The sequence below is a fragment of the Delftia tsuruhatensis NBRC 16741 genome (genome assembly GCF_001571325.1).
Lineage (GTDB): Bacteria > Pseudomonadota > Gammaproteobacteria > Burkholderiales > Burkholderiaceae_C > Comamonas > Comamonas tsuruhatensis.
The window spans coordinates 210,670-234,402 of record NZ_BCTO01000019.1 but is presented as its reverse complement, the minus strand read 5'-3'; the positions used below and the strand labels follow the sequence as shown (position 1 = coordinate 234,402).

Annotated in this window: 21 protein-coding genes and 1 pseudogene; 12 read left to right on the top strand and 10 right to left on the bottom strand. The window is 67.6% G+C overall.

Translation table 11 applies throughout. The features are described 5' to 3' along the window. The first annotated feature begins 94 nt into the window (after positions 1 to 94). Entirely contained in the window at positions 95 to 715 is a 621-nt protein-coding gene (locus DTS01S_RS09000) for a hypothetical protein (protein WP_061287608.1), read from the top strand. Positions 716 to 750: 35 nt separating this feature from the next. Here the strand turns inward: DTS01S_RS09000 and DTS01S_RS08995 are convergent, their stop codons facing one another. Continuing rightward, complete coding sequence (locus DTS01S_RS08995; protein ID WP_061287607.1) at positions 751 to 1,686, bottom strand: LysR family transcriptional regulator; 936 nt, start codon at positions 1,684 to 1,686, stop codon at positions 751 to 753. Between the two features lie 132 nt (positions 1,687 to 1,818). On the opposite strand from DTS01S_RS08995, the gene DTS01S_RS08990 reads away from it, so the two are divergent. The 5 genes and pseudogenes from DTS01S_RS08990 to DTS01S_RS08975 all read left to right on the top strand — a co-directional run. Further along, entirely contained in the window at positions 1,819 to 2,784 is a 966-nt protein-coding gene (locus tag DTS01S_RS08990; RefSeq protein WP_016454662.1) for an alpha/beta fold hydrolase, read from the top strand. Positions 2,785 to 2,863: 79 nt separating this feature from the next. Beyond that, positions 2,864 to 3,868, top strand: coding sequence for a tripartite tricarboxylate transporter substrate binding protein BugE (locus DTS01S_RS08985; protein WP_016448095.1), 1,005 nt, complete (start codon positions 2,864 to 2,866; stop codon positions 3,866 to 3,868). A gap of 151 nt (positions 3,869 to 4,019) precedes the next feature. Continuing rightward, positions 4,020 to 4,931 carry a LysR family transcriptional regulator gene (locus tag DTS01S_RS08980; RefSeq protein ID WP_061287606.1) on the top strand — a complete coding sequence of 304 codons (912 nt, stop codon included), beginning with the start codon at positions 4,020 to 4,022 and terminating at the stop codon, positions 4,929 to 4,931. A gap of 276 nt (positions 4,932 to 5,207) precedes the next feature. Next, on the top strand, positions 5,208 to 5,657 hold the full coding sequence (locus tag DTS01S_RS30320; protein WP_139223801.1) for a hypothetical protein: 450 nt from the start codon (positions 5,208 to 5,210) through the stop codon (positions 5,655 to 5,657). Positions 5,658 to 5,712: 55 nt separating this feature from the next. Beyond that, a pseudogene (locus tag DTS01S_RS08975) lies at positions 5,713 to 6,009 on the top strand (LysR substrate-binding domain-containing protein); the annotation flags it as partial. A 27-nt stretch (positions 6,010 to 6,036) separates the two neighbouring features. Here the strand turns inward: DTS01S_RS08975 and DTS01S_RS08970 are convergent. The 6 genes from DTS01S_RS08970 to DTS01S_RS08945 form a co-directional block, all read right to left on the bottom strand. Continuing rightward, positions 6,037 to 7,014, bottom strand: coding sequence for a Bug family tripartite tricarboxylate transporter substrate binding protein (locus DTS01S_RS08970; protein ID WP_012205004.1), 978 nt, complete (start codon positions 7,012 to 7,014; stop codon positions 6,037 to 6,039). Between the two features lie 33 nt (positions 7,015 to 7,047). Next, the gene (locus tag DTS01S_RS08965) at positions 7,048 to 8,553 is read right to left on the bottom strand and encodes an acyl-CoA synthetase (protein WP_061287604.1); all 1,506 of its coding nucleotides are present in this window, start codon (positions 8,551 to 8,553) and stop codon (positions 7,048 to 7,050) included. After that, complete coding sequence (locus DTS01S_RS08960) at positions 8,550 to 9,455, bottom strand: SDR family oxidoreductase (RefSeq protein WP_061287603.1); 906 nt, start codon at positions 9,453 to 9,455, stop codon at positions 8,550 to 8,552. The genes DTS01S_RS08965 and DTS01S_RS08960 overlap by 4 nt, the downstream gene beginning before the upstream one ends. 231 nt (positions 9,456 to 9,686) lie before the next feature. Beyond that, positions 9,687 to 11,129: a cytochrome c gene (locus DTS01S_RS08955; protein ID WP_061287625.1), complete on the bottom strand. Its 1,443-nt coding sequence runs from the start codon at positions 11,127 to 11,129 to the stop codon at positions 9,687 to 9,689. A 5-nt stretch (positions 11,130 to 11,134) separates the two neighbouring features. Continuing rightward, on the bottom strand, positions 11,135 to 11,722 hold the full coding sequence (locus tag DTS01S_RS08950) for a (2Fe-2S)-binding protein (protein ID WP_061287602.1): 588 nt from the start codon (positions 11,720 to 11,722) through the stop codon (positions 11,135 to 11,137). Beyond that, positions 11,719 to 14,640, bottom strand: coding sequence for a xanthine dehydrogenase family protein molybdopterin-binding subunit (locus tag DTS01S_RS08945; RefSeq protein ID WP_061287601.1), 2,922 nt, complete (start codon positions 14,638 to 14,640; stop codon positions 11,719 to 11,721). The genes DTS01S_RS08950 and DTS01S_RS08945 overlap by 4 nt, the downstream gene beginning before the upstream one ends. Before the next feature lie 433 nt (positions 14,641 to 15,073). Here DTS01S_RS08945 and DTS01S_RS08940 point away from each other — a divergent pair, with 433 nt between their 5' ends. From DTS01S_RS08940 to DTS01S_RS08920, 5 genes are all read left to right on the top strand, one after another. Continuing rightward, complete coding sequence (locus DTS01S_RS08940; protein WP_061287600.1) at positions 15,074 to 16,120, top strand: methionine ABC transporter ATP-binding protein; 1,047 nt, start codon at positions 15,074 to 15,076, stop codon at positions 16,118 to 16,120. A 3-nt stretch (positions 16,121 to 16,123) separates the two neighbouring features. Then, positions 16,124 to 16,789, top strand: coding sequence for a methionine ABC transporter permease (locus tag DTS01S_RS08935; RefSeq protein ID WP_012205011.1), 666 nt, complete (start codon positions 16,124 to 16,126; stop codon positions 16,787 to 16,789). 79 nt (positions 16,790 to 16,868) lie between these two features. Further along, positions 16,869 to 17,678 (top strand): MetQ/NlpA family ABC transporter substrate-binding protein, encoded by an 810-nt coding sequence (locus DTS01S_RS08930; protein ID WP_012205012.1) that lies wholly within the window; start codon positions 16,869 to 16,871, stop codon positions 17,676 to 17,678. A gap of 4 nt (positions 17,679 to 17,682) precedes the next feature. Further along, complete coding sequence (locus DTS01S_RS08925; RefSeq protein ID WP_061287599.1) at positions 17,683 to 18,213, top strand: cupin domain-containing protein; 531 nt, start codon at positions 17,683 to 17,685, stop codon at positions 18,211 to 18,213. Beyond that, on the top strand, positions 18,210 to 19,310 hold the full coding sequence (locus DTS01S_RS08920; protein ID WP_061287598.1) for a DUF6817 domain-containing protein: 1,101 nt from the start codon (positions 18,210 to 18,212) through the stop codon (positions 19,308 to 19,310). Before DTS01S_RS08925 ends, DTS01S_RS08920 begins: the two co-directional genes overlap by 4 nt. Before the next feature lie 59 nt (positions 19,311 to 19,369). Here DTS01S_RS08920 and DTS01S_RS08915 read toward each other — a convergent pair whose 3' ends face one another. Continuing rightward, a complete protein-coding gene (locus DTS01S_RS08915) occupies positions 19,370 to 20,413 on the bottom strand; it encodes a bile acid:sodium symporter family protein (RefSeq protein WP_016448085.1) in 1,044 nt (347 codons plus the stop codon). Between the two features lie 117 nt (positions 20,414 to 20,530). On the opposite strand from DTS01S_RS08915, the gene DTS01S_RS08910 reads away from it, so the two are divergent. Continuing rightward, entirely contained in the window at positions 20,531 to 21,448 is a 918-nt protein-coding gene (locus DTS01S_RS08910) for a LysR family transcriptional regulator (protein WP_017404670.1), read from the top strand. Here DTS01S_RS08910 and DTS01S_RS08905 read toward each other — a convergent pair. Further along, positions 21,423 to 22,760, bottom strand: a complete 1,338-nt coding sequence (locus DTS01S_RS08905; protein WP_061287597.1) for a D-tagatose-bisphosphate aldolase, class II, non-catalytic subunit — start codon at positions 22,758 to 22,760, stop codon at positions 21,423 to 21,425. The genes DTS01S_RS08910 and DTS01S_RS08905 overlap by 26 nt on opposite strands. A 4-nt stretch (positions 22,761 to 22,764) precedes the next feature. Then, on the bottom strand, positions 22,765 to 23,733 hold the full coding sequence (locus DTS01S_RS08900; protein WP_017404672.1) for a tagatose kinase: 969 nt from the start codon (positions 23,731 to 23,733) through the stop codon (positions 22,765 to 22,767).

Genomic DNA, 23,733 nt, shown 5'->3' with positions numbered 1-23,733 from the left:
ATCGTCCATTGCGCGAATGATTCAAATGCAACTGATAAGATGCCCGCGCCCAAGTCGGGCATGAATGAATCAATTGAATAAGGGAGCGGAACACATGAAGAAGCTGATCATTGCAATGGCCGTTGCGCAGATGGCATTGGGCGTTGCCGCCGCACCTGTGGCCAATCGCGACAGTGCGATAAAGGCTTGCCTCAAGACATTCCCCGAAGCGGCTTCTCCCGTGGACGACAAGATGCGAACGTTTGCACAGGACGATCGCATCAATCTTGAGTTCAACTACATGGGCGCAAAGCTGGTGTGCTCCGTGGGCAAGACCAGTGCGGAGGTGGAAGAGGCCAGCGTGATGGGGCGCAAGTTCTCAAAGGCTGATTTGGAATCCTCGCAGGAAAAGCGCCAATCCAATGAACAGGCAGTTGGCCAGATCGCCGCTGGCAATTGGAAGAGCTTCGTGGCAAACGCGAAGATCAGTACATCCAAGAAGCTCCAGAATCCCCAGTCTGCACGCTTCAAGGACTTGTTTATCAGCAACGTGGATGAACAGCCCACGCTGTGCGGAAAAATTGATGGCAAGAATGAAGCCGGTGCCTATTCCGGCTATCGCGCTTTCTATTCGAATGCTGCCAGTACGCTGGTGGCCGCAGAGACTGGCCAAAGCCCGATGTTCAAGGCGATGGTGGATGAGTTCTGCAGCTCTAAATTCGCAGACGCTGAGTAACGTGAAGGTCGAACGCTACGGGTCAGACTGACTGCTCACGATTTCTGACTCCTCCCATAAAGATTCTCCAACCCCGCCCACACCCTGCGCGTGAGCGGCTTGCTCTGCGCCGCAGGCCGCCGGTAGAGCCGCACGTTGATGGGCACGTCCTTGTCGGGCCCGGCCGCGCGGGCCAGGCGGCCCTCGGTCAGGTCGGTCTTGACCAGGGTGAGCGGCAGCCAGGCCAGGCCCAGGCCCTGGTGGACCATGGCGTGCAGGGAGTCGGCCAGGTCGGCCTCGTAGACGGTGCGCAGGCGCGTGGTGTCGCACAGCTCGTGCAGGTGGCTGCGCAGGATCTTGCCCAGGGACATGCTTTGCGCGTAGTCCAGGTAGGGCACCAGCGGGCCGCCGCCGTGGGCGGGCAGGGCGTACTTGGGCAGTTGCGGGACCAGGGGGATGCTGACGGGGATCAGCGTGTCCTGGCCCACGGGCAGCCAGGCCAGGTGGTGGCCCTGAAGGCTGCCTTCGATGGCGGGCTGGGCGTGGCACATGAGCAGGTCCACCTTGCCTTGCAGCAGCATTTCCACGCCGTAGTCCAGGCTGGTAGTGACCACTTTCCAGCACAGCTGGGGCATGGCCTGGTTGAGGGCGGTGATGATGCCCGGCAGGACGGTGTGCGACAGCGTGCGGCCGGCCGCGATGGTGATGGTTTCATCGCGCGTGCGGAGGGGGCGCTGCAGCAGGCCGTGGGTCTGCTCCAGGATGCCCAGCACTTCATGGGCCGAGGCCAGCAGCGTCTTGCCGGCGGCCGTGAGCGTGGTGGACTGGTGGCCGCGCTCGACCAGGGGCGTGCCCGCCCATTCCTCCAGCGCGCGGATGCGGCGGCCAAAGGCAGGGTGGGTGATGTGGCGGCGCTCGGCGGCCTTGTAGAGGCTGCCGGTGTCGGCCAGGGCCTGCAGGTCCTGCAGCAGTTTGAGGTTGAGTTCGTGCATGGGTAGGGTGGGTGCAGGACTGTGCTGATCCGGCACAGCGCCGCCGCAATCGGCACAGCACCAAGGCGGGGCATGCCTAGCATGGCGGCATGCGAGAGAAGCCCTGTTATGCCTGAAGTTTGCCTCAGGAAGATGCAAAGCCATTTCATTGGCGGTGCGCAGCGCACGGTGCGGGATCTGCCGATCCAGCACAGGGAAGTGGTGCGCAACGGCGGCGAGCGGCCGCTGGACATGAATGGCAGCTATGCCGTGGGCCAGATGTATGCCATGGAGTACCGGCTGGCGCGTCCGCGCAGCCCCCTGCCGGTGCTGCTGTGGCACGGCGGCGGCATGACCGGGGCGCAGTGGGAGTCCACGCCCGATGGGCGCCAGGGCTGGCTGTGGCGCCTGCTGGAGGCCGGCCATGACGTGGTGGTCTGCGATGCCGTGGAGCGCGGCCGCGCGGGCTGGGCGATGTTCCCCGAGATCTATGCCGAGGCGCCCGTGTTCCGCAGTGCCGAGGAGGCGTGGACGCTGTTTCGCATAGGCCATGCGGCGCCTTCAGGCGTGGACCTTAGCCTGGGCGAGCCCTTCGTCGGCCAGCGGTTTCCACATGAGAATTTTGGTGCCCTGGTGCGGCAGATGGTGCCGCGCTGGCTGGGGCATGAGGCCATGGCCATGGCGGCCTATGACGCGCTGCTGGAGCAGTTCGGCCCCTGTGTGGTGATGGGCCACAGCCAGGGCGGTGGCTTTGCCGCGCATGCGGCCATCCGCAAGCCGCACCTGGTGCGCGCCGTGGTGGGGGTGGAGCCTACGGGCATGCCGGTGCTGCAAGAAGGGCAGCAAGGTCAGCAGGGGGCGGATGCCTTCGCGCCTGCCTCGGCCATCCCGCACCTGGCGGTGTGGGGCGACCATTTCGCGCACAGCCCGCAGTGGCAGAAGTACCGCGCGCAGACCGATGTGTATTGGCAGCTGCTGCGCCGCCTGGGCGGCCGTGCCGAGGTGCTGGACCTGCCGGCCGCAGGCATCACCGGCAATTCGCATTTCTGCATGCTGGACACCAATGGCGACGAGGTGCTGGGCCGGGTGCTGGCCTGGCTGGAGCGCCTGGGCCGATGACTGGCGGGTTACTGGCGGGTCGCTGGCCGATGACTGGCCGGTGCTGGTCCCGAAGAATTTCAACGAGGAGAAAAATCTCATGCAACGCCGCAATTTCATGATCCGCAGCCTGTCTGCAACCACGGCGGCCCTGGCCCTGGGCGCCCTGGCGCCCGCGCAGTCGGCCCTGGCTGCCGATGCCGGCTGGCCCACGGCCGAGCCCATCCGCCTGATCGTGCCGTTTCCGCCCGGCGGCACGGCCGATGTGGTGAACCGCCTGTTCGCGCAGCAGCTGGGCAAGGTGCTGGGCGCCTCGGTGATCGTGGAGAACAAGGCCGGTGCCGGTGGCTCGCTGGGCACGCGCTTCGTGGCCGATGCCAAGCCGGACGGCTATACGCTGCTGGGCGCCACGTCCAGCACGCACGGCACGAATCCGGCCGTCTACACCAAGCTGCCCTATGACGCGGTGAAGGATTTCACGCCCATCACCCAGGTGATCACGGTGCCGGGCGTGCTCAGCGTGCATCCCTCGGTCAAGGCGGCGAATCTGAAGGAGCTGATCGCGCTGGCCAAGGCGCAGCCGGGCCATCTGTCGTATGCGTCCTCGGGCGCGGGCGGTCTGGGCCATCTGGCCATGGAGCTGTTCAAGGCCAAGGCGGGCGTGCAGATCATGCATGTGCCCTACCGTGGCGCTGGCCCGGCCTTCACCGATCTGATCGGCGGCCAGGTGTCCATGCTGTGGGAGCCGCTGCCGGCCTCGCTGCCGCACATCAAGTCCGGCAAGATCCGCCCGCTGGCCGTGGCCACGGCCCAGCGCAGCAGCGAGCTGCCCGATGTGCCGACCTTTGCAGAGTCCGGCGTGCCCGGCTACGCCGTGCAGGCCTGGAATGGCCTGCTGGCGCCCAAGGACCTGCCCAAGGACATCCGCGACAAGCTGCACAAGGCCAGCGTGCAGGCCCTGGCCGATCCGCAGCTGCGCCAGCGCCTGGCAGAGCTGGGCGGCACGGTGGTGGCCAATACGCCGGAGCAGTTCGGCGCGGTGATCCTCAAGGATGTGACGACCTGGAAGCAGGTGGCCTCTTCGTCGCAGATCAGCCTGGACTGATGCAGCGGGCACCGGGGAAAGCCCTGTGTCCCGGCGCCCACGGGTGGCGGGGCCAGGCGTCGTGACGGTGCCATAGTCCGGGGGTGGCGGTCCGGGTGCGTTGCCTGCGGCCGCGAACAAGGCGGACCGCCTGACCTGCCGCTCTCAAGCCATGGACATCAACCTCATCCGCAATTTCGTAGAGATCGTGGACGCGCGCAGCCTCAGCGCTGCGGCGCGCAAGCGCGACATCACGCGCTCCAAGGTGAGCAAGGAGCTCAAGGCGCTGGAGACGGCGCTGGGCGTGACCCTGCTGCACCGCACGACGCGCAGCTTTTTGCTGACGGCGGCGGGCGAGGTGCTGTACGAGCACGGGCGCAGCATCATCCAGGAGGTGGAGGCGGCGCAGGGCGCCATCGACGCGCTGCAGCATGTGGTGACGGGCTCGGTGCGGCTGAGCATTCCCACGGGCCTGGGCGAGCTGTACCTGGCCGACATGCTGCTGGCCTTCCAGAAACGGCACCCGCAGGTGCGCATCCGCGTGCTGTTCTCCAACCGGGTGAGCGATCCCATGAGCGCCCAGGTGGATGTGGCCGTGCGCGTGGCGCGCGACGTGCAGGAGCACCTGGTGGCCCGCGATCTGGGGCCGGTGGGCTTTGGCCTGTACGCCAGCAGCGCCTATGCCAAGGCGCGGCCGTTCCATGACCCCGCCGAGATTCCCCACGGCGTGCTGCTGACGCCGCCCGGCGACGGCAAGACCTATGCCGTCTCGGTGAAAAAGGGGCAGCAGGAGATTGCGCTCAAGTGCGAGCCCTGCATCACCAGCGAGCATTTCCCCTTCCTCAAGCAGTCCATGCTCCGGGGAAGCGGCGTGGCCACCTTGCCCAACTACATGGTGATGGACGAGCTGCGATCGGGCGCCGTGCAGCGCGTGTGCCCGGACTGGACGGTGTCCGGCCTGGGCGACAGGCTGTACATCATCACGGCCGAGGACCGCCGGCCCTCGCATGCCGTCAAGGTAATGACCGAGTTCCTCAGGGCCAGCCTGCTGCGCTTCGTGGAGCAGGCCGGGGATCATCTTTAGATTTTCAGAGTTGGTGCGGCCGCAATCTAACGCTGCCCCGATCCTCTTTGCTTGACGATGGACGGCTGCAAAAGATTTTGAGAGGACTGCGCATTCCAAGTCTTTGCGGTGCTTGTGCAACTACTGGCTACTTAATTGCTCGCGTCGGCTGAAAACTAATAGCACATTTCATTACTTTCAAGTGAATTAATTGAGGCCATTTGGTCCGGTTTTTTAAATAATTGGCGCAATTGAGTGCCGATAAGATAAAAATCCATTTCACACGGAGGAGTATAAATGGTCATTAAAAAATTCATCTTTGCCACAGCAATCATGGTTTCTGCTGGTGCTTCGCACGCCTGGAATCTGGTTTATGCCCATGATGCAAATGGATCGCCAACAGCAGGATCATTGCAGACGCTACGTGGTGCATTAAAAAATGGCTCTAGCGTAAAAGTGCATATAGTTGACTCCAGTGCTGCTTGGAATCATAGCTGGTCTATTAATTGCACACAGGTCTCTATAAAAACAGATGCAACGCAAGCTGTAGTCTGTATCGGTGAAATGGGGCTTGGTATAGATCTTCGTGTGGGCTCAACTTTTGGGGCGGTTTCGGGTCAGCCAATTTCGGTCCACTATGCAGCAAACACACTTGGGCAGTATGCAGAGTCTCACGTTGTCCGTAGTAATGGCTCATTGCAAAGCCGAAATTTGAATAACGCCACGATGCAGTGGTTTGTTAATTAAATAAATTGAAGATACTTCAACCGTAAACTGCTGATTCCGAAGCTGGGGGCAGCAGGAGATTGCACTCAAGTGCGAGCCCTGCATCACCAGCGAGCATTTCCCCTTCCTCAAGCAGTCCATGCTCCGGGGCAGCGGCGTGGCCACCTTGCCCAACTACATGGTGATGGACGAGCTGCGATCGGGCGCGGTGCAGCGCGTGTGCCCGGACTGGACGGTGTCCGGCCTGGGCGACCGGCTGTACATCATCACGGCCGAGGACCGCCGGCCCTCCCATGCCGTCAAGGTGATGACCGAGTTCCTCAGGGCCAGCCTGCTGCGCTTCGTGGAGCAGGCCGAGGTGTCCGGCCCTTAGGCCCTTAGTTCATCACCTTTTCGGTCTTCAGTTCTCCAGCGCAATCGCGTTGTCGGCGATCACCTTGCGCCACATCTGGCCGTCAGCGGCCAGGAAGTCGTCTAGCTGGGCCTGGGTCTGGGGCTTTCTGGCGGCCAGGGTCTGGTTGCCCAGGGCGCTGGCGAATTCGGGGTTGAGCATGACCTTGTTGACAGCGGCCTGCAACGTGTTGCGCGCGTCCGCGGGCGTGCCTGCGGGCACGGCAATGCCGAACCAGGTGGAGGCCCTGAAGCCCGGCACGCCCGATTCGGCAATGGTGGGCGTCTGCGGCAGGAACTGCGAGCGCTCGGGCCCGGTGGTGGCAATGGCCACCAGCTTGCCGGCCTTGATGTGGGGCAGGGAGGTGCCGGCCACGTCCACCATGAGCTGGGTGTCGTTGGCCATGAGGGCGGTGAGGGCCGGGGCGCTGCCGTTGAAGGGAATGTGGGTGGCGGCCACGTCCAGGCGGGACTTGATCAGCTCGGTGGTCAGCTGCAGCGGGTTGCCCAGGCCGACCGAGCTGTAGTTGAGCTTGCCCGCGTGGGCCTTGGAGTAGGCCTTGAGGTCGGCCACGTTTTTGATGCCGGTCTGGCTGTTGGTGACCAGCACCAGCGGGGCCTCGGCCAGGATGTTGGTGAGTTTCAGTTCCCGGTCGGGGTTGTAGCTCAGCTTCTTGTAGAGCAGGGGGTTGAGCACCATGCTGGCATTGCTGGCCAGCAGCAGGGTGTAGCCGTCGGCCGGCGAGCGCGCCACGGCCGAGGCGGCAATCATGGTGTTGGCGCCCGGCCGGTTCTCCACGACCACGGACTGCTTGAGCTCGGTGGACAGGTGCGTGGCCAGGGTGCGGGCCAGCACATCGACCGAGCCGCCCGGCGCATACGGGGCGATGAGCTTGATGGGCTTGCTGGGGTAGTCGGACTGGGCGAACCCGGGGGCTGCGGCTGCGGTGGCCGCAGCGGCAAGCAGCAATGCAATGGCCTTGTTCATGCGTTGTCTCCTTCTCTTTCGGTGTTGGCGGGTTCAGATCTTGCGCTGCGTCGCGCCCCAGTGGGCGTCGCGCAGCTTTCTTTTGGCGATCTTTCCGTTGTCGTCGCGGGGCAGGCGCTGGAAGACGAAGCTGCGCGGCAGCTTGTAGGCCGCCAGCCGGCCGCGCAGCCATTCTTTCAGTTCGGCCTCGGGCAGTGTGCCTGACTGGCCGGGCTCGACCAGGGCCAGCAGCCGTTCGCCGTACTCGGCATCGGGCACGCCGATGACGGCGCAGTCTGCTATGCCGGGGTGCCTGAGCAACTCGTTCTCTATCTCGGCCGGGTAGATGTTCACGCCGCCGGAGATCACCATGTCCGAGTCGCGGTCGCAGACGTAGAGAAAGCCTTCCTCGTCCAGGTAGCCCATGTCGCCCAGGGTGATGAGGCCGCCCTGGTCCATCTTGCGGCGGGCCTCATCGTTGCCCTTGTAGGTGAAGTCGGCATAGGCGGGCTGGCGCACGTAGATCAGGCCGACCTCGCCTGTGGGCAGGGCCTGGCCCTGCCTGTCGAGGATGCGGACCTCGGCGTCCTGCAGCGGCAGGCCCGCGCTGCCCGGGTGGGTGAGGGCATCGGCCGAGCCGATGAAGGTGACCAGGCCCGACTCGCTGGAGGCATAGGTCTCATTGATGATGGGCCCCATCCACTCGATCATGGCCTTCTTGACCTCGGGCGCGCAGGGCGAGCCGGTGGAGGCGATGAAGCGCAGCGAGGAGATGTCGTAGCGCTCGCGCACTTCGCGCGGCAGCCTGAGCAGGCGCACGTACATGATGGGCACCATGTAGGCGGTGTCGATGCGGTGCTCCTGCACCAGCTGCAGGAAGCGCTCGGGGTCGAAGCGCTGCTCCAGCACCACCAGCTCGCTGAGCATGAGCGCGTTCTGGAAGTACAGGCTGGGCGCGCTGTGGTAGATGGGCGCGGTCAGCAGGGTGCGCGCGCCGGGCTGCAGGCCGTAGGCGGTGGCGATCAGCGCCTGGTTCACGGCCAGGCGCCGGGGCAGTTCTTCCACGGGAAACGCCTTGCGCAGCACGCCCTTGGGGCGGCCCGTGGTGCCCGATGTATAGGCCATGTGGCCGCGCGGCGCGACCAGCGGGCCATCGTAGGGTGCCTGGGCGGCCAGCCAGGTTTCGTAGTCCTGCTCCGGCTCGCGTGCGTGGGCGACGCGCCGGGGCAGGTCCGCATAGAGTTCGCCCTTGAGGCCGTCGAGCAGGTCCTGGCTGGTGATGAGGGCGCGGGCGCCGCTGTCGGCCAGGATGTAGTCGATCTCCGTGGCCGTGAAATGCCAGTTGACGGGGCAGTAGTAGATGCCCGCAATGCGGCAGGCATGGACCACGTCGGCGTATTCGATGCCGTTGCGCAGGAAGACGGCCAGCACGTCGCCTTCGGCCAGGCCCAGGCTGCGCAGGCCCTGGGCCAGCTGGCGGCCGCGCTGCTGCTGGGCGGCGCCGGTCAGCGTGCGCTGTTCGAAGACCAGGGTGGAATGGGGCGTGGCGGCGGTGCTCATGTGGGCGTGGCCTCCTGCTCCCCATCGTTGACGTTGGGCTGGTTGGCGGCCTTGGCCATCTGCCGGGCGCGCGCCCAGTCGGCATCGTCCCAGGCCTGGTATTCGGTGAAGTAGGCGCCGTTGGCCAGGGCGTCGCCGCCGTCCAGCGTGATGGTCTGGCCGTTGAGCCAGGTGTTGCCCGGGGCCAGGATGAAGGCGGCCATGTTGCCGATGTCCTCGCCCGTGCCCAGGCGGCGCGTGGGGTTGTCCAGGCGGCGGCGGTCGGCCGAGTCCTCGTTGCCGTCGATCCTGGGGCGCAGGCGCTGGCTGGCGCCCTGGGTGGGAATCACGCCCGGTGCAATCGCGTTGAACCGTATGTGCTTGGGGCCCCATTCCACGGCCAGCGATTTGGTCATGGCGTCCAGCCCGGCCTTGGACATGGCCGAGGGCACGACGAAGGGCGAACCCGTATCCACCCAGGTGACGACGATGGACAGCACCGAGCCCGACAGCCCTTCGGCGATCCAGCGGCGGCCCACGGCCTGGGTGACGTAGAAGGTGCCCCGGAAGACGATGTCCGAGATGGCATGGAAGCCGTTGATGCTCAGGTCCTCGGTGCGGCTGACGAAGTTGCCGGCCGCGTTGTTGACCAGGCTCGTCAGCGGGCCGTGTTCGGCCCAGATGCGGTCGATGACGGTGTGCACGGCCTCGGGCTGGCGAATGTCGAGTTCATGCGCAAAGGCCTGCGCGCCCGTGTCGTTGTTCAGCATCTCGCAGGCCTGCTGCACCACGGAATGCCGCCGGCCGCACAGGTGCAGCTCGGCGCCCAGTTCCGCCAGCTTGGCCGCCATGGCCAGGCCCAGCCCCGTGCCGCCCCCGGTGATCAGGACGCGCTGGCCCTGGAATAGATTGGCTTCGAACATGCTTGTCTCCTTTTGCTTTCACTCTAGGGAGACAGCGGCGGCTGGCAAAGGAGGGTGGTGGAACGCGGTTGGTTCCGTGGTGGAAACAATGGGCGGGGTTTCGGGCTGTGATCACAGCCAGTTCACGAAGCAGTCCTGTCCTTCGGCAGGACTGCAACCCCGCAACCGCCGCAAGCGTGCAAGACGCAGGCGGGGGCATACGGGGCGGGGTCTGCAGAACCGCCCGGGGGTTCAGGGCGCAGCCCTGTGCCCCGCCTTGCCCGCTGCGCTGCGCAGGTCTGCCACCTGGGCGGCGGTCACGTCGGCAGGCTGGCCGCCCAGGGCCGTGCGGGTGTAGTTGGCCAGGGCGGCGACTTCGCCATCGGTCAGCTCCTGCATGAAGCCGGGCATGCCGGGCAGGGGCGTGGGGCCCTGCTGGGTGGCCGGGTGCTTGGGCAGGCCGACGAGGATGGCCAGCACCAGGTTGCGGGCGTCGGCCTGGCGCACGGTGCTGTTGCCCTTGAGCGGGGGCATGGTGAGGCTGCGGCCCAGGCCCTCGCTGCCGTGGCAGCTGGCGCACAGCGCCATGTAGTGGCCCCGGCCCGCGTCCAGCGTGCCCGCGCCGGAGCTGTTGCCGGTGCCGGAATCCGGGGGCGCGGCGGCCGGCAGCGGCTGGGGCGCGGGCGGGTTGTCGCCCAGCAGGAAGGTGGACAGCGCCGTCATGTCCTCGGCCGTGAGGTACCGGGTGCTGTTGGCGATGACCTCGTGCATTTCATCGAATGCGCTGCCGTGGGCCGAGAAGCCCGTCTGCAGGAACTGGGCCATGCCCTCGCGCGTCCAGCCGCGTGCGGCCAGGGCTTCTGCGGTGATGCCGGGGGCCGTGAACAGCGACAGCGTGCCGCCCTGCAGCCAGCGGTCCTTCTGCATCTGGCCGAACATGCCGCGCGGCGTGTGGCATTCGGCGCAGTGGCCCATGACATTGCCCAGGTACTGCCCGCGCAGCCAGGCCGGGCTCTGGCCCTGCGAGCCTACGGGCAGGGGAGCGCTGGACAGGAACAGCGTCTTCCAGCCGAACATGAGCACGCGCAGGTTGAAGGGGAAGGGCAGGGCGGGCTTGGTGTTGGGCTGGGCCACGGGCCGGATGTTCATCAGGTAGCCGTAGATCAGGTCCGAGTCTTCGCGGCTCATCAGGTGGTAGGAGGCATAGGGCATGGCCGGGTAGAGCTGGCGCCCGCCCGGCGCCGTGCCGCGGGTGACGGCGGCGTGGAATTCCTCGGCCGTCCAGCGGCCTATGCCGTGGTCCGGGTCGGGGGTGATGTTGGTGCCGTAGAGGGTGCCGAAGGGCGTGGGCAGGGGCTTGCCGCCCGCAAAGGGCTGGCCTTCCCGGGCGCCACCCATGCCACCCACCCCGTCATGGCAGGCCATGCAGTCGGCGGCGCGCGCCAGATACAGGCCCTGGGCCAGCTGCTGGGGGCTGCGGTGCACGGCCTGCGGCTCGCGCTGCGGCACATGGGGCCGGTTGCCCCAGACGGCGGCAATGGCAAACAGCACGGCCAGCAGCAGGAGGATGAGCAGCAGCCCGCGCCAGCGGCGCCTGGGCCTGCGCGGTGGCGGGGGGCGGGCACCGCTGTAGTCTGCGGGTGGCGCGGCGGTGGCGGCGGTGGGGGCGGCTGCGCTGGGGTCGGCGGCGGACATGGCGCTCATCCTTTCAAGGTCAGCCCGGGCGTGTTCAGGACCAGGTCCTTCACGGCCGCGTAGTAGCGCACATAGCCGGTGCAACGGCACAGGTGGGGCTGCAGCGCCTCGCCCACGACCTGTTCCACATCGGCCGCGCGGATGGGTGCCTTGGCCAGGCGCTCGACCAGCACCGTGGCCGCGATGACGAAGCCCGGCGTGCAGTAGCCGCACTGGAAGCTGAAATGCTCCAGGTACTTCTGCTGCACGGGGCTGATGGCGATGACCTTGCGCGGCTGGCCCGAGGCGCCGGGCGAGGGCGGGGGCGCGGTGTCCGCGCCGGCCGGGTCGGCAATGCCTTCGATGGTGCGGACCTTGCGGCCCTGGAAGTAGTGGGCGCCGGTGATGCAGGTGCGCATCTCGCGGCTGCCTTCGGGACCGTCCACGATGATGGTGCAGGCCCGGCATTCGCCGATGCCGCAGCCCAGGCGCGAGCCGGTGAGGTTCAGGTATTCGTGCAGGAAGTCGATCATGGGCATGCCTTCGGGCACGTCCATGGGGCCGACGGTCTGGCCGTTGACGGTCAGCGACAAGGGGCGCGGGACAAGGCTCATGGTGCGAGTGCCTCCCTGATCTTTTGCGGGGTCACGGGCAGGTCGTGGAAGCGCTTGCCAATGGCGTGGTGCAGTCCGTTGACGATGGCGGCGACGATGGGAATCATCACCACCTCGGCAATGCCCTTGGGTGGATCGGTGTCGGACAGCGGGGGCAGCAGCTCGGCCGTCTGCTTCCAGACCGCCACCTCGCTGCCGCGCGGCAGGTGGTAGCGGTGGAAGTTCCAGTTGCCGTCGCCGGGGCCGCCCTCGTACAGCGGCATGGTTTCGTACAGCGCATGGCCTATGCCCATGGCGATGCCGCCTTCGAGCTGGCCGTGCACCAGCTCGGGCACGATGGGCCGCCCGCATTCCATGATGGAGTGGTGGGCCAGCAGCTCGACCGCGCCCGTGCCCGTGTCCACCGCCAACTCGACCAGGGCCGCATTGGCGCTGTAGTAGGTGACGCCCGCGTTGTTGCGCTGCATGGGCGGATAGAACAGGTTGCGCCGCGCAATCATGCGGTAGCCGGCGGCGCTGCGCCGCGCGGTGACAGAGGCCTCGACGGGCGTGGCCGCCTGCGGCGTGTCGCTGGTGTCAGGGGCCGGCGTGACTGCGGCAGCATCGGGCGCGCTGCCCAGGCGCACGGCCAGCGCGTCCAGCGGCCGGCGCGCGCTGGTGCCCAGGATGTCGAAGTCGGCCTCGGCCCATTGCCAGCGGTTGAAGGTATGGCCCACGGCGCCCGTGACCAGCTGCATGGCATGGGCCTTCTGGGCCAGGGCCTGCAGGGACAGCGGCTGCATGCCGTTGGCCGTGAGCATGCCGTTGACCCAGCGCGCGTCCTCGCGGCGCACCACGTAGGGCACCTTCTGGCCGCCGCCCGTGCCCTGGCTCCAGATGGCCACGGCGGCCGGCCACAGGCCGTGCTCGAAGATTACGCGCGCCGTCTCGCTGGTGGCGTGGCTGTAGTAGTAGGCCGAGTTGCTGGCGCTGGCCGGCGAGGCGTAGACCGGCGTCCACAGCGGCCGGGTGGCGAAGCGGTCCTGGTCGGCCTGGGGCATGGTGTAGTTGTCGCCCTCGGCCTTGAGCGGGAGCTCCGGCCAGTCCAGGCAGGCGGTCTGCAGCTCGTCGGCGGGCTTGCCGAACCATTGAACGCACAGCTGGGCCTGCGAGGTGCCCATGCCCGTGCCGATCTCGGTGCCCGAGTGGTGCAGCAGCACGCGGCCCTGGGGCGATATCTCGATGCGGGCGAAGGCCGCCTCGCCGCCCGTGCCGAAGTCCTTTTGCACGCAGGCAAAGCCCACGCCGTAGCGCTGGCCCGGGTGGCTGGCCTCGTAGGCGGTCTTGCGCTTGGCGCGCTCGGTCCACAGCGGATGGCGGCGGGCGCGCTCCAGCACCTCGTCGGCGCGCAGGGCACCGGCGGCAATGGCGCCCTGGGTGTTCTTGGCGCCCGAGGTCAGCACGTTGCGCAGGCGCAGCTCGATGGGGTCGATCTGCAGCAGTTCGGCGATTTCGTCCACCATCATTTCGGTGGCCGCCATGCTCTGCAGCGTGCCGTAGCCGCGTGCCGAGCCCGCGTCCAGCGCGCGGCTGGCCAGGGCCACGGCGGTGATGTCGTTCTTGGGAAAGTAGTAGATGGACTGCGCCGCCGTGCCGCCGACCATGGCGACCGAGGGCGAGAAGTTGGCCCGGCCGCCGCCATTGGCCGTCATGTTGGCCACCAGGCTCTGGAAGAGGCCGGTCTTTCTGTCGATGGCCATGGTGTAGTCGATCTCGAAGGCATGGCGCTTGAGCGAGGACTGGAACTGCTCGAACCGGTCATTGGCCAGGCGCACGGGCTTGCCGTCCGCATAAAGCGCGCAGACCAGGCCGTAGTAGGGCATGGGCGCGTGGTCCTTGGAGCCGTAGCCCACCGTGTAGCACGGGTGCACGAAAAGGCGCTTGAGCGGGAACCTGCTGGCCTGCACCATCTGCGCAGCCCATTCGGCCACCTCGTGCGGCGACTGCGTGGCCAGCACCATGTGCAGGCTTTGCGTGGCCGCGTCATACCAGCAGTTGGCGTTGTCGGGCTCCAGCGCGGCCGTGTCCACCGATTGCGTGGCGTAGTGGCGCTGCAGCACCAGCCAGTCGGCGGGCGGCGTGGCCAGCTCCTGGGCGATCTGCTCGGCCGCGCGCAGGCCGCGTGCCGTGACCGCGTCGGCCTTGGAGATCTGCGGCCAGACCAGCGGCTTGCGTTCGGCGGGGAACAGCGGGGCATCGCGCAGGCTGGAGAACACGTCGTCGTCAAAGGCCGTGGCGCCGCCCTGGCGCACATAGCGGAACACGCCCCAGGGCGGACGGTCCAGCGCGCCCGTGATGCGGCCGTAGCGGATGACGCCGGCCGTGGCCTGCAGCCTTTCCTTGGCAAAGCGAAAGCGCGCGAAGTCGTGGTAGATGAGGATGGCCACGGCCTGGCCCAGGTAGGCGGGGGTCTTGCCTGCGGGCAGCAGCATGTCTTCGCCATAGAACTCGGGAAAGGCCAGGCCGTCGCGCGCCAGGTCTTCGGCGGTGACCACGCGGTCGGGCGCCAGTTCGCCGTCCAGGGAAGACAGGTCCATGCCGTCGAACAGCCGGTCGGCCAGCGTGGTGCGCACGATGAAGGCATGGGATTGCTGCTGGGGCCAGTGCGGCATGTCGCGTGCGCGGATATCGCGGGCGAAGACCTTGGCGCCCATGACCTTGGAGCGGCCATCGAGCCGCATGCGCGGCAGCTGGGTGGCCGGCTCGCGGGCCACGCTGCCGAGCACGCGGTCTTCAAAGAGGGCTGCATAGGCCTGGCTGGCCAGCGGCGCCACCCAGACGCTGACGCCTGCGATGCTGGCGGCCTGCAGAAAGCCGCGCCGCGACAAGGGAGCCGCGCCGGCCTGGCTGCCGGCGCCGGAGTGTTGTTCTGGGCGCATGGCGCTCTTCTCCTGTGGGGTTGAGCCCACTGTAGGAGGGCGCATGCCGCGCGGCCTGTCAGCAAAGGCTGCTTCTGGCGTCAGCGCGGCGGCAGCGGCGGGTGCCTGCCATCGTCAAAAGCAGGAGCGGGCCAGGGCCGCCAGGCCGCGACGGCAGCGTGCCGGCCGCACTGTCAATCAGACGCCGCCGCAAGAAGGGCCTTGCCGCAGTGCTCCGTGGCGCCGCGCATAGCCCGGCAGGGCAAGGGCGTGTCCACATTCAGGCATAGTTGAGGGTTGTGCAGAAAGTAGTGAAGTCCCGGGCATAACCGGAGCTTCTTATTACTTTATTTTTTTATAGTTTGCGTTTTTATACGCGCAACCTATATTTGCTCCCACTTCCCAACAATGCGCAGCGGCGTCCCCAGGCCGTCCTGCGCCGCGGCGTTTTTTCATGATCGAGATTCGGGATCTTTCCCTGACCTACAAGGGCCCCACCGGGCCCGTCCATGCCTTGCGGGGCATCAACCTGCAGATCGAGTCGGGCGAGGTGTTCGGCATCATCGGCCGCAGCGGCGCGGGCAAAAGCTCGCTGGTGCGCTGCCTGAACCTGCTCAACCGCCCGACCTCCGGCCAGGTGCTGGTGGGCGGCCGTGACCTGATGCAGCTCAGCGATGCCGAGCTGCGCACGGCGCGCCGCGACATCGGCATGGTGTTCCAGCATTTCAACCTGCTGTCCTCGCGCACGGTGTTCGACAACGCCGCGCTGCCGCTGGAGTTGGCGGGCATGTCGGCGGACGACATCAAGAAGCGCGTGGACCCGCTGCTGGACCTGGTGGGCCTGAGCGCGCTGCGCGACCGCTATCCGGCGCAGATCTCGGGCGGGCAAAAGCAGCGCGTGGGCATTGCGCGCGCGCTGGCCAGCCACCCCAAGGTGCTGCTGTCGGACGAAGCCACCTCGGCCCTGGACCCCGAGACCACGCGCTCCATCCTGGACCTGCTGCGCAAGGTCAACCGGGAGCTGGGCCTGACCGTGGTGCTGATCACGCACCAGATGCAGGTGATCAAGCAGATCGCCGACCGCGTGGCCGTGATCGACGGCGGCGAGATTGCCGAGCTGGGCCCCGTGATCGACGTGTTCACGCGCCCGCAGCAGGCCATCACGCGCAGCCTGATCGACGAGATCGTTCCCCAGCAACTGCCCGAGTCGGTGGCCGTGCGCGTGAACGCGCTGGCCGCCCAGCTGGCGCCCGGCCAGCGAGGCCGGCTGCTGCGCCTGTCGTATGCGGGCGAGAGCGCCTACCAGCCCATCCTGTCGCACCTGATCCGCGAGCTGGGGCTGGACCTGTCCATCCTGCATGGCCAGATCGACGAGATCCAGGAGCAGACCTTCGGCTCGCTGGCCGTCTTCGCCAGCGGCGATGCGGCAAAGATCGATGCCGCCGTGGACCATCTGCGCGCCACCGGCGTGCAGGTGCAGATCGTTTCCACCAGGGATTGAGCGATGTTTGAGAATTTTTCGGAAATGATGCTGGAGCTGTTCGTCAGCTCGCTGTGGGAGACCATCATCATGGTCGGCGTCTCGGGCCTGGTGGGTGGCCTGATCGGCATTCCCCTGGGCGTGTTCCTGCGCCTGACCGACCACGGCGGCGTGCTGCAGAACGGCCCGGCCAACAAGATCGTGGGCTGGATCGTCAATGCCCTTCGTTCCACCCCCTTCATCATCCTGCTGGTGGCCATCATCCCGCTGACGCGTCTGATCACGGGCTCGTCCATCGGCACCTGGGCGGCCGTGGTGCCGCTGACCATTGCGGCAGCCCCCTTCGTGGCGCGCCTGGTGGAGACCGCGCTGCGCGAGGTGGACAACGGCCTGGTGGAAGCGGCCCAGTCCATGGGCGCCACCACGGGCCAGATCGTCTGGAAGATCCTGCTGCCCGAGGCGCTGCCCGGCATCGTGGCGGGCCTGACCATCAGCTTCGTGAGCCTGACCGGCTACTCGGCCATGGCCGGCGCCATTGGCGGCGGCGGCCTGGGCGACCTGGGCATCCGCTACGGCTACCAGCGCTTTTTGCCCGACGTGATGCTGGCCGTGGTCATCATCCTGATCTTCTTCGTGCAGGCCATACAGAGCCTGGGCGACTGGGCTGTGCGCAGGCTCAGCCACCGCTGATCCACACACCCCGGCGGCCGGCGCGGCTGGCGTGGCCGGGGCGGCAAGCTGCCGCGAGATTGTCTGAAAGAGGGATTCCATGAAAAAGCGCGCATTGCTTCAATCGCTGGCTCTGGCCGCCGTCCTGCCCCTGGCGGGAATGGCGGCGCTGCCGGCCCATGCGGCCGACGGCTCGGTCACCATCGGCGTGACCTCGGGCCCGCATGCCCAGATCGCCGAGGTGGCCAGGAAAGTGGCCGAGAAGAACGGCCTGAAGGTGAAGCTGGTCGAGTTCGGCGACTTCATCCAGCCCAACGCTGCCCTGTCGCAGGGTGAGCTGGATGCCAACATCTACCAGCACCAGCCCTTCATGGACGCCCAGAACAAGGACCGTGGCTACAAGCTCGTGCCCGTGGCCCGTGCGGTCAACCAGCAGATGGGCGTGTACTCCAAGAAGATCAAAAGCCTGGCCGACCTCAAGAGCGGTGCGCGCGTGGGCATCCCCAACGACCCCACCAATGGCTCGCGCGCACTGATGGTGCTGGCCGCGCAAAAGCTGATCGAACTGAAGACCGGCGCGGGCGCCCGTGCCTCGGTGCTGGACATCACGGCCAATCCGAAGAAGCTGAGGTTCGTCGAGCTGGAGGCCGCCCAGCTGGCGCGCTCGCTGGACGATCTGGACGCCGCCGCCGTCAACAGCAGCTACGCCGTGGCCGCAGGCCTGTCGCCGCAAAAGGATTCGCTGGCGCTGGAAGCCACGGACACGCCGTACGTGACCGTGCTGATCGCCACGCGCGCCGGCCATGAAAAGGACGCCGGCCTGCAGGCCTTCGTCAAGGCCTACCAATCGCCCGAGGTGCGCCAGTTCATCGACACGCAGTTCAAGGGCGCCTACACGGCGGCCTGGTAAGAGCATGGGCAGCCTCGCATCGCACCAAGTTTCCGACGCGGACTTCGTGGCCGCCATCGGCGTGCAATGGCAGCACCGCCCGCTGGCGCCCGAGCCCGGCCTGGCCGCGCTGCTGGCGCAGGCCCAACTGGACGATGGCGGCAAGGCCACCGTGGTCCAGGCCGTGGGCATGCTGGTGGTCGACGAATGCGTGGCCCATGGCTACCACAGCATGGACCTGGTCGTGCTGCACCCAGGCACGCCGGGCCTGGACGAGGCGCTGGAGCGCTTCGACAAGCCCCACACCCATGCCGATGACGAGGTGCGCTACATCCTCGAAGGCGAAGGCCTGTTCGGCTTTTTTGATGCCCACGGCCAAGAGCGCGTGCTGCGCGTGCAGCCCGGCGACTACCTGCGCATACCGGCGGGCGTGGAGCACCGCTTCACGCTGACCGCCACGCGGCGCATCAAGGCGCTGCGCCTGTTCGCCGATACGGCGGGCTGGGTGGCGCAATATACCCAGCGGCCCGCCGCTGCCATGGAGGTGCCCGCATGAGCCTGCCTGTCCCGACACTGTTCCAGACACTTGACGATGCGCTGTTCACGCGCGCCCAGGACCTGCTCGACGAGGAATGGCTGCGCAGGGATGCCGACCTCGCCCCCGTGCTGCCCGTGGTGCTGGCGCGCGGCGTGGGCCAGGACTGGCACAAGGCCGGCACCTTCCGCCACCACCTGGCGGGCGTGGCCCGTTCGCTGGCGCTGTGGCGCCAGCCGCGCGACGTGCGCCTGCTGGGCCTGCTGCACAGCGTCTACGGCAACGCCTTCGTGGACCTGGTCAAGTTCGATGCGGGCAGCGAGCGCGGCCGCCTGCGCGAGCTGGTGGGCGAGGGCGCCGAGCACCTGGTCTACCTGTTCTGCACCATGAGCCGCACGCAGTTCATGCAGAAGATCCTGGCCGGCGACCTGGCCGAAGACGGCTCCATGGCGCTGGAATCCGCCGGCCGCAGCCAGCGCCTGAGTGCCTATGAAGTGGCGGCCTTCACCATCGTGAGCATGGCCGATGCCATGGAGCAGTGGTTCAGCTGGCAGGAAGACATCTACTCGCAGTTTCCGCAGGTGCAGAACCAGCGGCAGCAGGGCGTGCACTGGGCGGCCTCGCTGTGGCCCGGCCCCATGCGGCCTGCCAGCCGCATGCTCAGCCAGATCAGCGACCTGGGCCGTGCGCTGCATCACCCGGCGCTGCGCGCCCAGCTGCCGCTGCCGCCGGTGTTCGACCATTGCAGCCGGCAGCTGTCGCCCGGCGACGAGGCCGCTGCCGTGTCGCTGTATTGGTCGGTGATCCAGCTGGACCAGCCGCTGGTGGACCTGGACGCCGCCACGGCCGTGCTGGAAAGCGCCGTGCGCCTGAACCCCTGGGTGGGCGAGCCGCAGATGGTGCTGGCCCAGCTCTACCTGTCTGCCGGCCGCGCCGACGACGCCGCGCGCGCAGCCACCAGCGCGCTGCAGTGCTTCAGCGGCTGGGGCAATGCCTGGGACAAGCGCGTGCAGTGGGACGCCTGGATCGCCTGGACGCGCATCCTGCTGCAGTCGGCGCAGCAGGGAAGCTGGCCCGAGCGTCTGGACAAGCTCAACAACCTGGCCCTGAAGGGCTGAGATGCAAAAAAGCCTGGCGCGAGAGCCAGGCTTTTTTGTGATGGGTGCGCGCCCGCGCCTTATTTGGCCGGCGCCGTTTCGGCCTTGGCGGCCGGCGCAGCGCTGGCGGGCGCGGCGCCATCCTCGATCGCCTCGGGGTGCATGGGCCGGCGTGCATAGCGCTGGGCCAGCACGGCGCAGACCATGAGCTGCAGCTGGTGGAAGATCATCAGCGGCAGCACGATGGCGCCCACGGCGCTGGACTCGAACAGCACCTTGGCCATGGGCACGCCGCTGACCAGGCTCTTCTTGGAGCCGCAGAACACCAGGGTGATCTCGTCCTCCTTGGAAAAGCCCAGGCGGCGCGCCGTCCACGACGTGATGACCAGCACCAGGGCCAGCAGGATGGACGACAGCAGCAGCAGGCCCAGCAGCGCAGGCAGGGGCGTCTGCTGCCACAGGCCGCTGATGACGGCGGCGCTGAAGGCCGTGTACACCACCAGCAGGATGGAGCCCTGGTCCACGAACTTCACGCGCTTGGCATGGCGCGAGATGAAGCCGCCGATCACGGGCCGCAGCAGATGGCCCAGCACAAAGGGCAGCAGCAGCTGCAGCGCGATCTTGCCGATGGCCTGCAGCGCGTCGCCCCCTTCGGCGCTCTTGTGCAGCAGCATGCTGACCAGGATGGGCGTGATCACGATGCCCATCAGCGTGGAGGCCGATGCGCTGCACACGGCAGCGGGCATGTTGCCGCGCGCCATGGCCGTGAAGGCGATGGCCGACTGCACCGTGGCCGGCAGCGTGCACAGGAAGAGCACGCCCATGTACATCTCGGGCGTGACCAGGGGCTCCAGCACGGGGCGCAGCGCCCAGCCCAGCAGGGGAAAGAGCACGAAGGTGGCCGCGAAGATGGTCAGGTGCAGGCGCCAGTGGCCTATGCCGGCAAAGATGGCCTCGCGCGAGAGCTTGGCGCCGTGCAGGAAGAACAGCAGGCTGACCATGAGCGTGGTCGCCACCTCCAGCCATTGCGAGACGGTGCCCGAGGCGGGCAGGAAGCTGGCCAGTGCCACGGTGGACAGCAGCATCAGCGTGAAATTGTCAGGGGCGAAGCGGGGGCGTGCCATGGGAAAACTCTCTCCAACTAACTATCGGTTCGTGCAGCCAGGCTGCAAGGCCCGATTGGACGCCACGGCCATTGAAAAGAGAAATGGATTTATCTGATGGTTTTATAATTTTTCCGTATGAATATCAGCCTGCGCCAGCTGCGCGCCTTCCTGGCCGTGGCGGAAAGCCGCAACTTCAGCCGCGCCGGCGAGCTGATGGCGCTGACCCAGCCCGCCGTCAGCCGCAATGTCACGGAGCTGGAACAGGCCCTGGGCGTGCAGCTTTTGCACCGCACCACGCGCGAGGTGGAGCTGACCGACGCCGGCCGCCTGCTGCAGGGCCATGCCACGCGCGTGCTGGACGCGCTGGATGAATGCCTGCTCGAAGTCAGCGGCCTGGCCACCCAGCGCCTGGGCAAGGTGCGCGTGGCCAGCAGCCCCACGCTGTCGGCCCACCTGATGCCGCGCTGCATTGCGCGCTGCCGCGAGCAGGCGCCGGGCATCGAGCTGCTGCTGCTGGACCGCATCCAGAGCGACGTGCTGCAAAGCGTGCGCAGCGGCGAGGTGGACTTCGGCGTGGTCATCGACCCGCAGGGCCGCGATGACCTGCACTGCGAAACCATACTCAGCGAGCCCTTTTGCCTGGTCTGCCCGGCCACGCACCGGCTGGCCCGCAAGCGCCAGGTGGCCTGGAGCGACCTGGCCGGCCAGCCGCTGGTACTGCTGGACCACGCCTCCGGCAGCCGCCGCCTGATCGACGCCGCGCTGCAGGCCCACGATGCCGAGGCCGCCGTGGTGCAGGAAGTCGGCCACACCACCACCATCTTCTGCATGCTCCAGGCGGGCCTGGGCCTGAGCGTGGTGCCGGAACTGGCCGTGCCGCAGGCATGGCGAATTCCCGCGAGTGGCGCCACCACCCCCGACGCCCTTGCCAGCCGCCCCCTGCTGCCGCGCGTTCAGCGCGACATCATGCTGGTGCGCCGCCGCCAGCGCGAGCTGTCGCCCGTGGCGCAAAGCGTGTGGGATTTGATCAGGGGGGAGGCGGGACAGCTGTGAGGCTCGCGTTGCAGGCTGCCGCATACGGCCGTATCGCCTCGCGCACGCGGTCCAGCACCAGTGCGTGGGGCGAGGGTGCCAGCCGCCCGGCGCGCGCGGCCTGGTATTGGGCGGGAAGGAACTGGCTGAGCATGTTCTCGGGCAGGGTGCAGGCGGACAGGTTGTCCAGCAGCCGGGCCACGGCGGCGTTCACCGTGGGGTCGGCCCAGTAGTAGCGGATGCGGTCGCTGTAGCTGTAGATGCGCAGCAGCCTTTGGGCGCCGGGATCGGGCTGCTCGCCGCGGTAGTAGCGCTCCCAGCTGGCGGGGCGGCCCAGCATGGCGGACTCCAGCACGGCGGGCAGGTGGGAGCGCTGGTGCGCGTCGATGAGCTGCTCTTCGATGGCGGCCAGCGCGAACAGCACCTCGCGCAGCGCAAAGGTGGCGCCGGGGCCGACCTTGAGGATGGCAAAGCCGTCCTGCACCAGCTGGCGCAGGGCCTCGGGCCGCTGGTAGTCGGTGGAGTGGGCCTCGAAGACCAGTTGCGGATGCTGGCGCAGCAACTGCCGGAGGTCGGCTGCCCCGGCTGGCGCGTAGTCCACCACGCGCGTGTGATCGAACTCCACGCCGGGCTGGACCACCATGGCAATGATGCGCGGCCAGACGGGGTCCAGCCCCTGTTGCGCGAAGACTTCACTGTGCACCTGCAGCGTGCGCTGGGCGTCGGCGCGCGCGGTGACTTCCACATGCTCCAGCGCATGCGCGGCGCCACCGGGCACGGGGACTTCGGTGCCGATCACGTAGACGGGGCCGGGCGCCGGGCAGGTGCTGCCGCGCTCGGCCGCCTGGCAGAGCAGGGCGGCGCGGCGGGCCACGGTTTCGTCGTCCAGCGCCTGGGGGTCGTCTGCGCAGGCCATGCTGGCGTCCAGGTGCAGCTTCACGAAGCCGGCCGCCGCATAGGCGTGTACCAGGTCCTGCGCCAGGTCCATGGCCTCGGCGGCAGGCAGGTGTGTCCACGCCGTGGGGCCCAGGTGGTCGCCGCCCAGCAGCACGCGGTCCCGCGGCAGCCCGCAGCGGTCGGCAATGGCCAGCACGAAGCGGCGAAAGTCGGCGGGCTGCATGCCGGTGTAGCCGCCGAACTGGTTGACCTGGTTGGCGGTGGCTTCCACGAGCAGCGGCGTGCCGTCGTCCAGCGCCTGGTGCATGGCCGCCTCGATGACCAGGGGATGGGCCGAGCAGATGGAGTAGATGCCGAGTGCGCCGTTCGCGCCGCCAGCGGCTGCTGGCGCCTGCCCGCAGCGTGACTGTGCCAGACGGGTGAGGTGGGTGAGCATGGTTTCAGCCCTCCATCACCGCATGCCGCAGGTGCTGCGGCTGTTGTGCCAGCAGCGCGTCGAGCCCGGCAAAGCCGGATGTGCCCTCCATCGGCCCCTTGCTGGAGACGGCCAGCGCGCCGGCCGCATTGGCGTAGCGCAGCGATTGCAGCGCGGTCTTGCCCAGGCGACGGCAGGCGATGAAGGTGGCGCCAAAGCAGTCGCCCGCGCCCGTGGGGTCGGCCACGTCCACGGCAAGGGCGTCGAGGTCGATGCGCTCGTCGGCACTGAAGTAGCTGCAGCCGTCGGCGCCGCGCTTGACCACGATTTCGCGCACGCCGCGCGCGAAGATCTCGGCGATGGCGCCGGCCTCGTCGGCCGAGCGGGCCAGCTGCGTGACCTCGTGGCCGCTGGGCAGGAAGATGTCGGTGAACTCCAGGATGTAGGCCAGGGCTTCGCGCATTTCGGGGATGCGCAGCATCTCCTTGCGCACGTTCGGATCGAAGGACACGGTGCCACCCTGGGCCTTGACGATCTCGATGGCCTTCTTCATGGCATCGATGATGCGAAACGAGAACAGCGACGAGCCCATGACATGGAAGTGCGCGCAGTCCTTGAGCACGGCCTGGTTGACCTGCTCGGGCTGCAGCTGTGCCGAGGCGCTGTTGGTGATGTTGAAGATGAAGTCGCGCTCGCCGCTGTCGCGGTAGGTGACGAAGGCGCTGCCCGTGACGGCGTTCTGGCACACGGCGATGGCGCTGGTGTCCACGCCGTCGCGGCGCAGGCGGTCGATGTTGAGCCAGCCAAAATCGTCGTCGCCCACGCAGCCGATGATGGCGGCCGGGTGGCCCAGCCGGGCCACCTGGTCGATGAAGATGGCGGGCGCCCCGCTGGCATAGGGCCCGGCCAGCGGCCCCGGCGCGCGAAAGCTCTGGCCTTTTCGGCCGGCCATGATTTCGACGAGGATCTCGCCCATGGTCATGATGGATTGCAT

Excerpts from the sequence above, each read along its gene's own strand:
- DTS01S_RS09000 (WP_061287608.1), top strand. The coding sequence starts at position 95 with ATGAAGAAGCTGATCATTGCAATGGCCGTTGCGCAGATGGCATTGGGC.
- DTS01S_RS08995 (WP_061287607.1), bottom strand. The coding sequence starts at position 1,686 with ATGCACGAACTCAACCTCAAACTGCTGCAGGACCTGCAGGCCCTGGCC.
- DTS01S_RS08990 (WP_016454662.1), top strand. The coding sequence starts at position 1,819 with ATGCAAAGCCATTTCATTGGCGGTGCGCAGCGCACGGTGCGGGATCTG.
- DTS01S_RS08985 (WP_016448095.1), top strand. The coding sequence starts at position 2,864 with ATGCAACGCCGCAATTTCATGATCCGCAGCCTGTCTGCAACCACGGCG.
- DTS01S_RS08980 (WP_061287606.1), top strand. The coding sequence starts at position 4,020 with ATGGACATCAACCTCATCCGCAATTTCGTAGAGATCGTGGACGCGCGC.
- DTS01S_RS30320 (WP_139223801.1), top strand. The coding sequence starts at position 5,208 with ATGGTCATTAAAAAATTCATCTTTGCCACAGCAATCATGGTTTCTGCT.
- DTS01S_RS08970 (WP_012205004.1), bottom strand. The coding sequence starts at position 7,014 with ATGAACAAGGCCATTGCATTGCTGCTTGCCGCTGCGGCCACCGCAGCC.
- DTS01S_RS08965 (WP_061287604.1), bottom strand. The coding sequence starts at position 8,553 with ATGAGCACCGCCGCCACGCCCCATTCCACCCTGGTCTTCGAACAGCGC.
- DTS01S_RS08960 (WP_061287603.1), bottom strand. The coding sequence starts at position 9,455 with ATGTTCGAAGCCAATCTATTCCAGGGCCAGCGCGTCCTGATCACCGGG.
- DTS01S_RS08955 (WP_061287625.1), bottom strand. The coding sequence starts at position 11,129 with ATGTCCGCCGCCGACCCCAGCGCAGCCGCCCCCACCGCCGCCACCGCC.
- DTS01S_RS08950 (WP_061287602.1), bottom strand. The coding sequence starts at position 11,722 with ATGAGCCTTGTCCCGCGCCCCTTGTCGCTGACCGTCAACGGCCAGACC.
- DTS01S_RS08945 (WP_061287601.1), bottom strand. The coding sequence starts at position 14,640 with ATGCGCCCAGAACAACACTCCGGCGCCGGCAGCCAGGCCGGCGCGGCT.
- DTS01S_RS08940 (WP_061287600.1), top strand. The coding sequence starts at position 15,074 with ATGATCGAGATTCGGGATCTTTCCCTGACCTACAAGGGCCCCACCGGG.
- DTS01S_RS08935 (WP_012205011.1), top strand. The coding sequence starts at position 16,124 with ATGTTTGAGAATTTTTCGGAAATGATGCTGGAGCTGTTCGTCAGCTCG.
- DTS01S_RS08930 (WP_012205012.1), top strand. The coding sequence starts at position 16,869 with ATGAAAAAGCGCGCATTGCTTCAATCGCTGGCTCTGGCCGCCGTCCTG.
- DTS01S_RS08925 (WP_061287599.1), top strand. The coding sequence starts at position 17,683 with ATGGGCAGCCTCGCATCGCACCAAGTTTCCGACGCGGACTTCGTGGCC.
- DTS01S_RS08920 (WP_061287598.1), top strand. The coding sequence starts at position 18,210 with ATGAGCCTGCCTGTCCCGACACTGTTCCAGACACTTGACGATGCGCTG.
- DTS01S_RS08915 (WP_016448085.1), bottom strand. The coding sequence starts at position 20,413 with ATGGCACGCCCCCGCTTCGCCCCTGACAATTTCACGCTGATGCTGCTG.
- DTS01S_RS08910 (WP_017404670.1), top strand. The coding sequence starts at position 20,531 with ATGAATATCAGCCTGCGCCAGCTGCGCGCCTTCCTGGCCGTGGCGGAA.
- DTS01S_RS08905 (WP_061287597.1), bottom strand. The coding sequence starts at position 22,760 with ATGCTCACCCACCTCACCCGTCTGGCACAGTCACGCTGCGGGCAGGCG.
- DTS01S_RS08900 (WP_017404672.1), bottom strand. The coding sequence starts at position 23,733 with ATGCAATCCATCATGACCATGGGCGAGATCCTCGTCGAAATCATGGCC.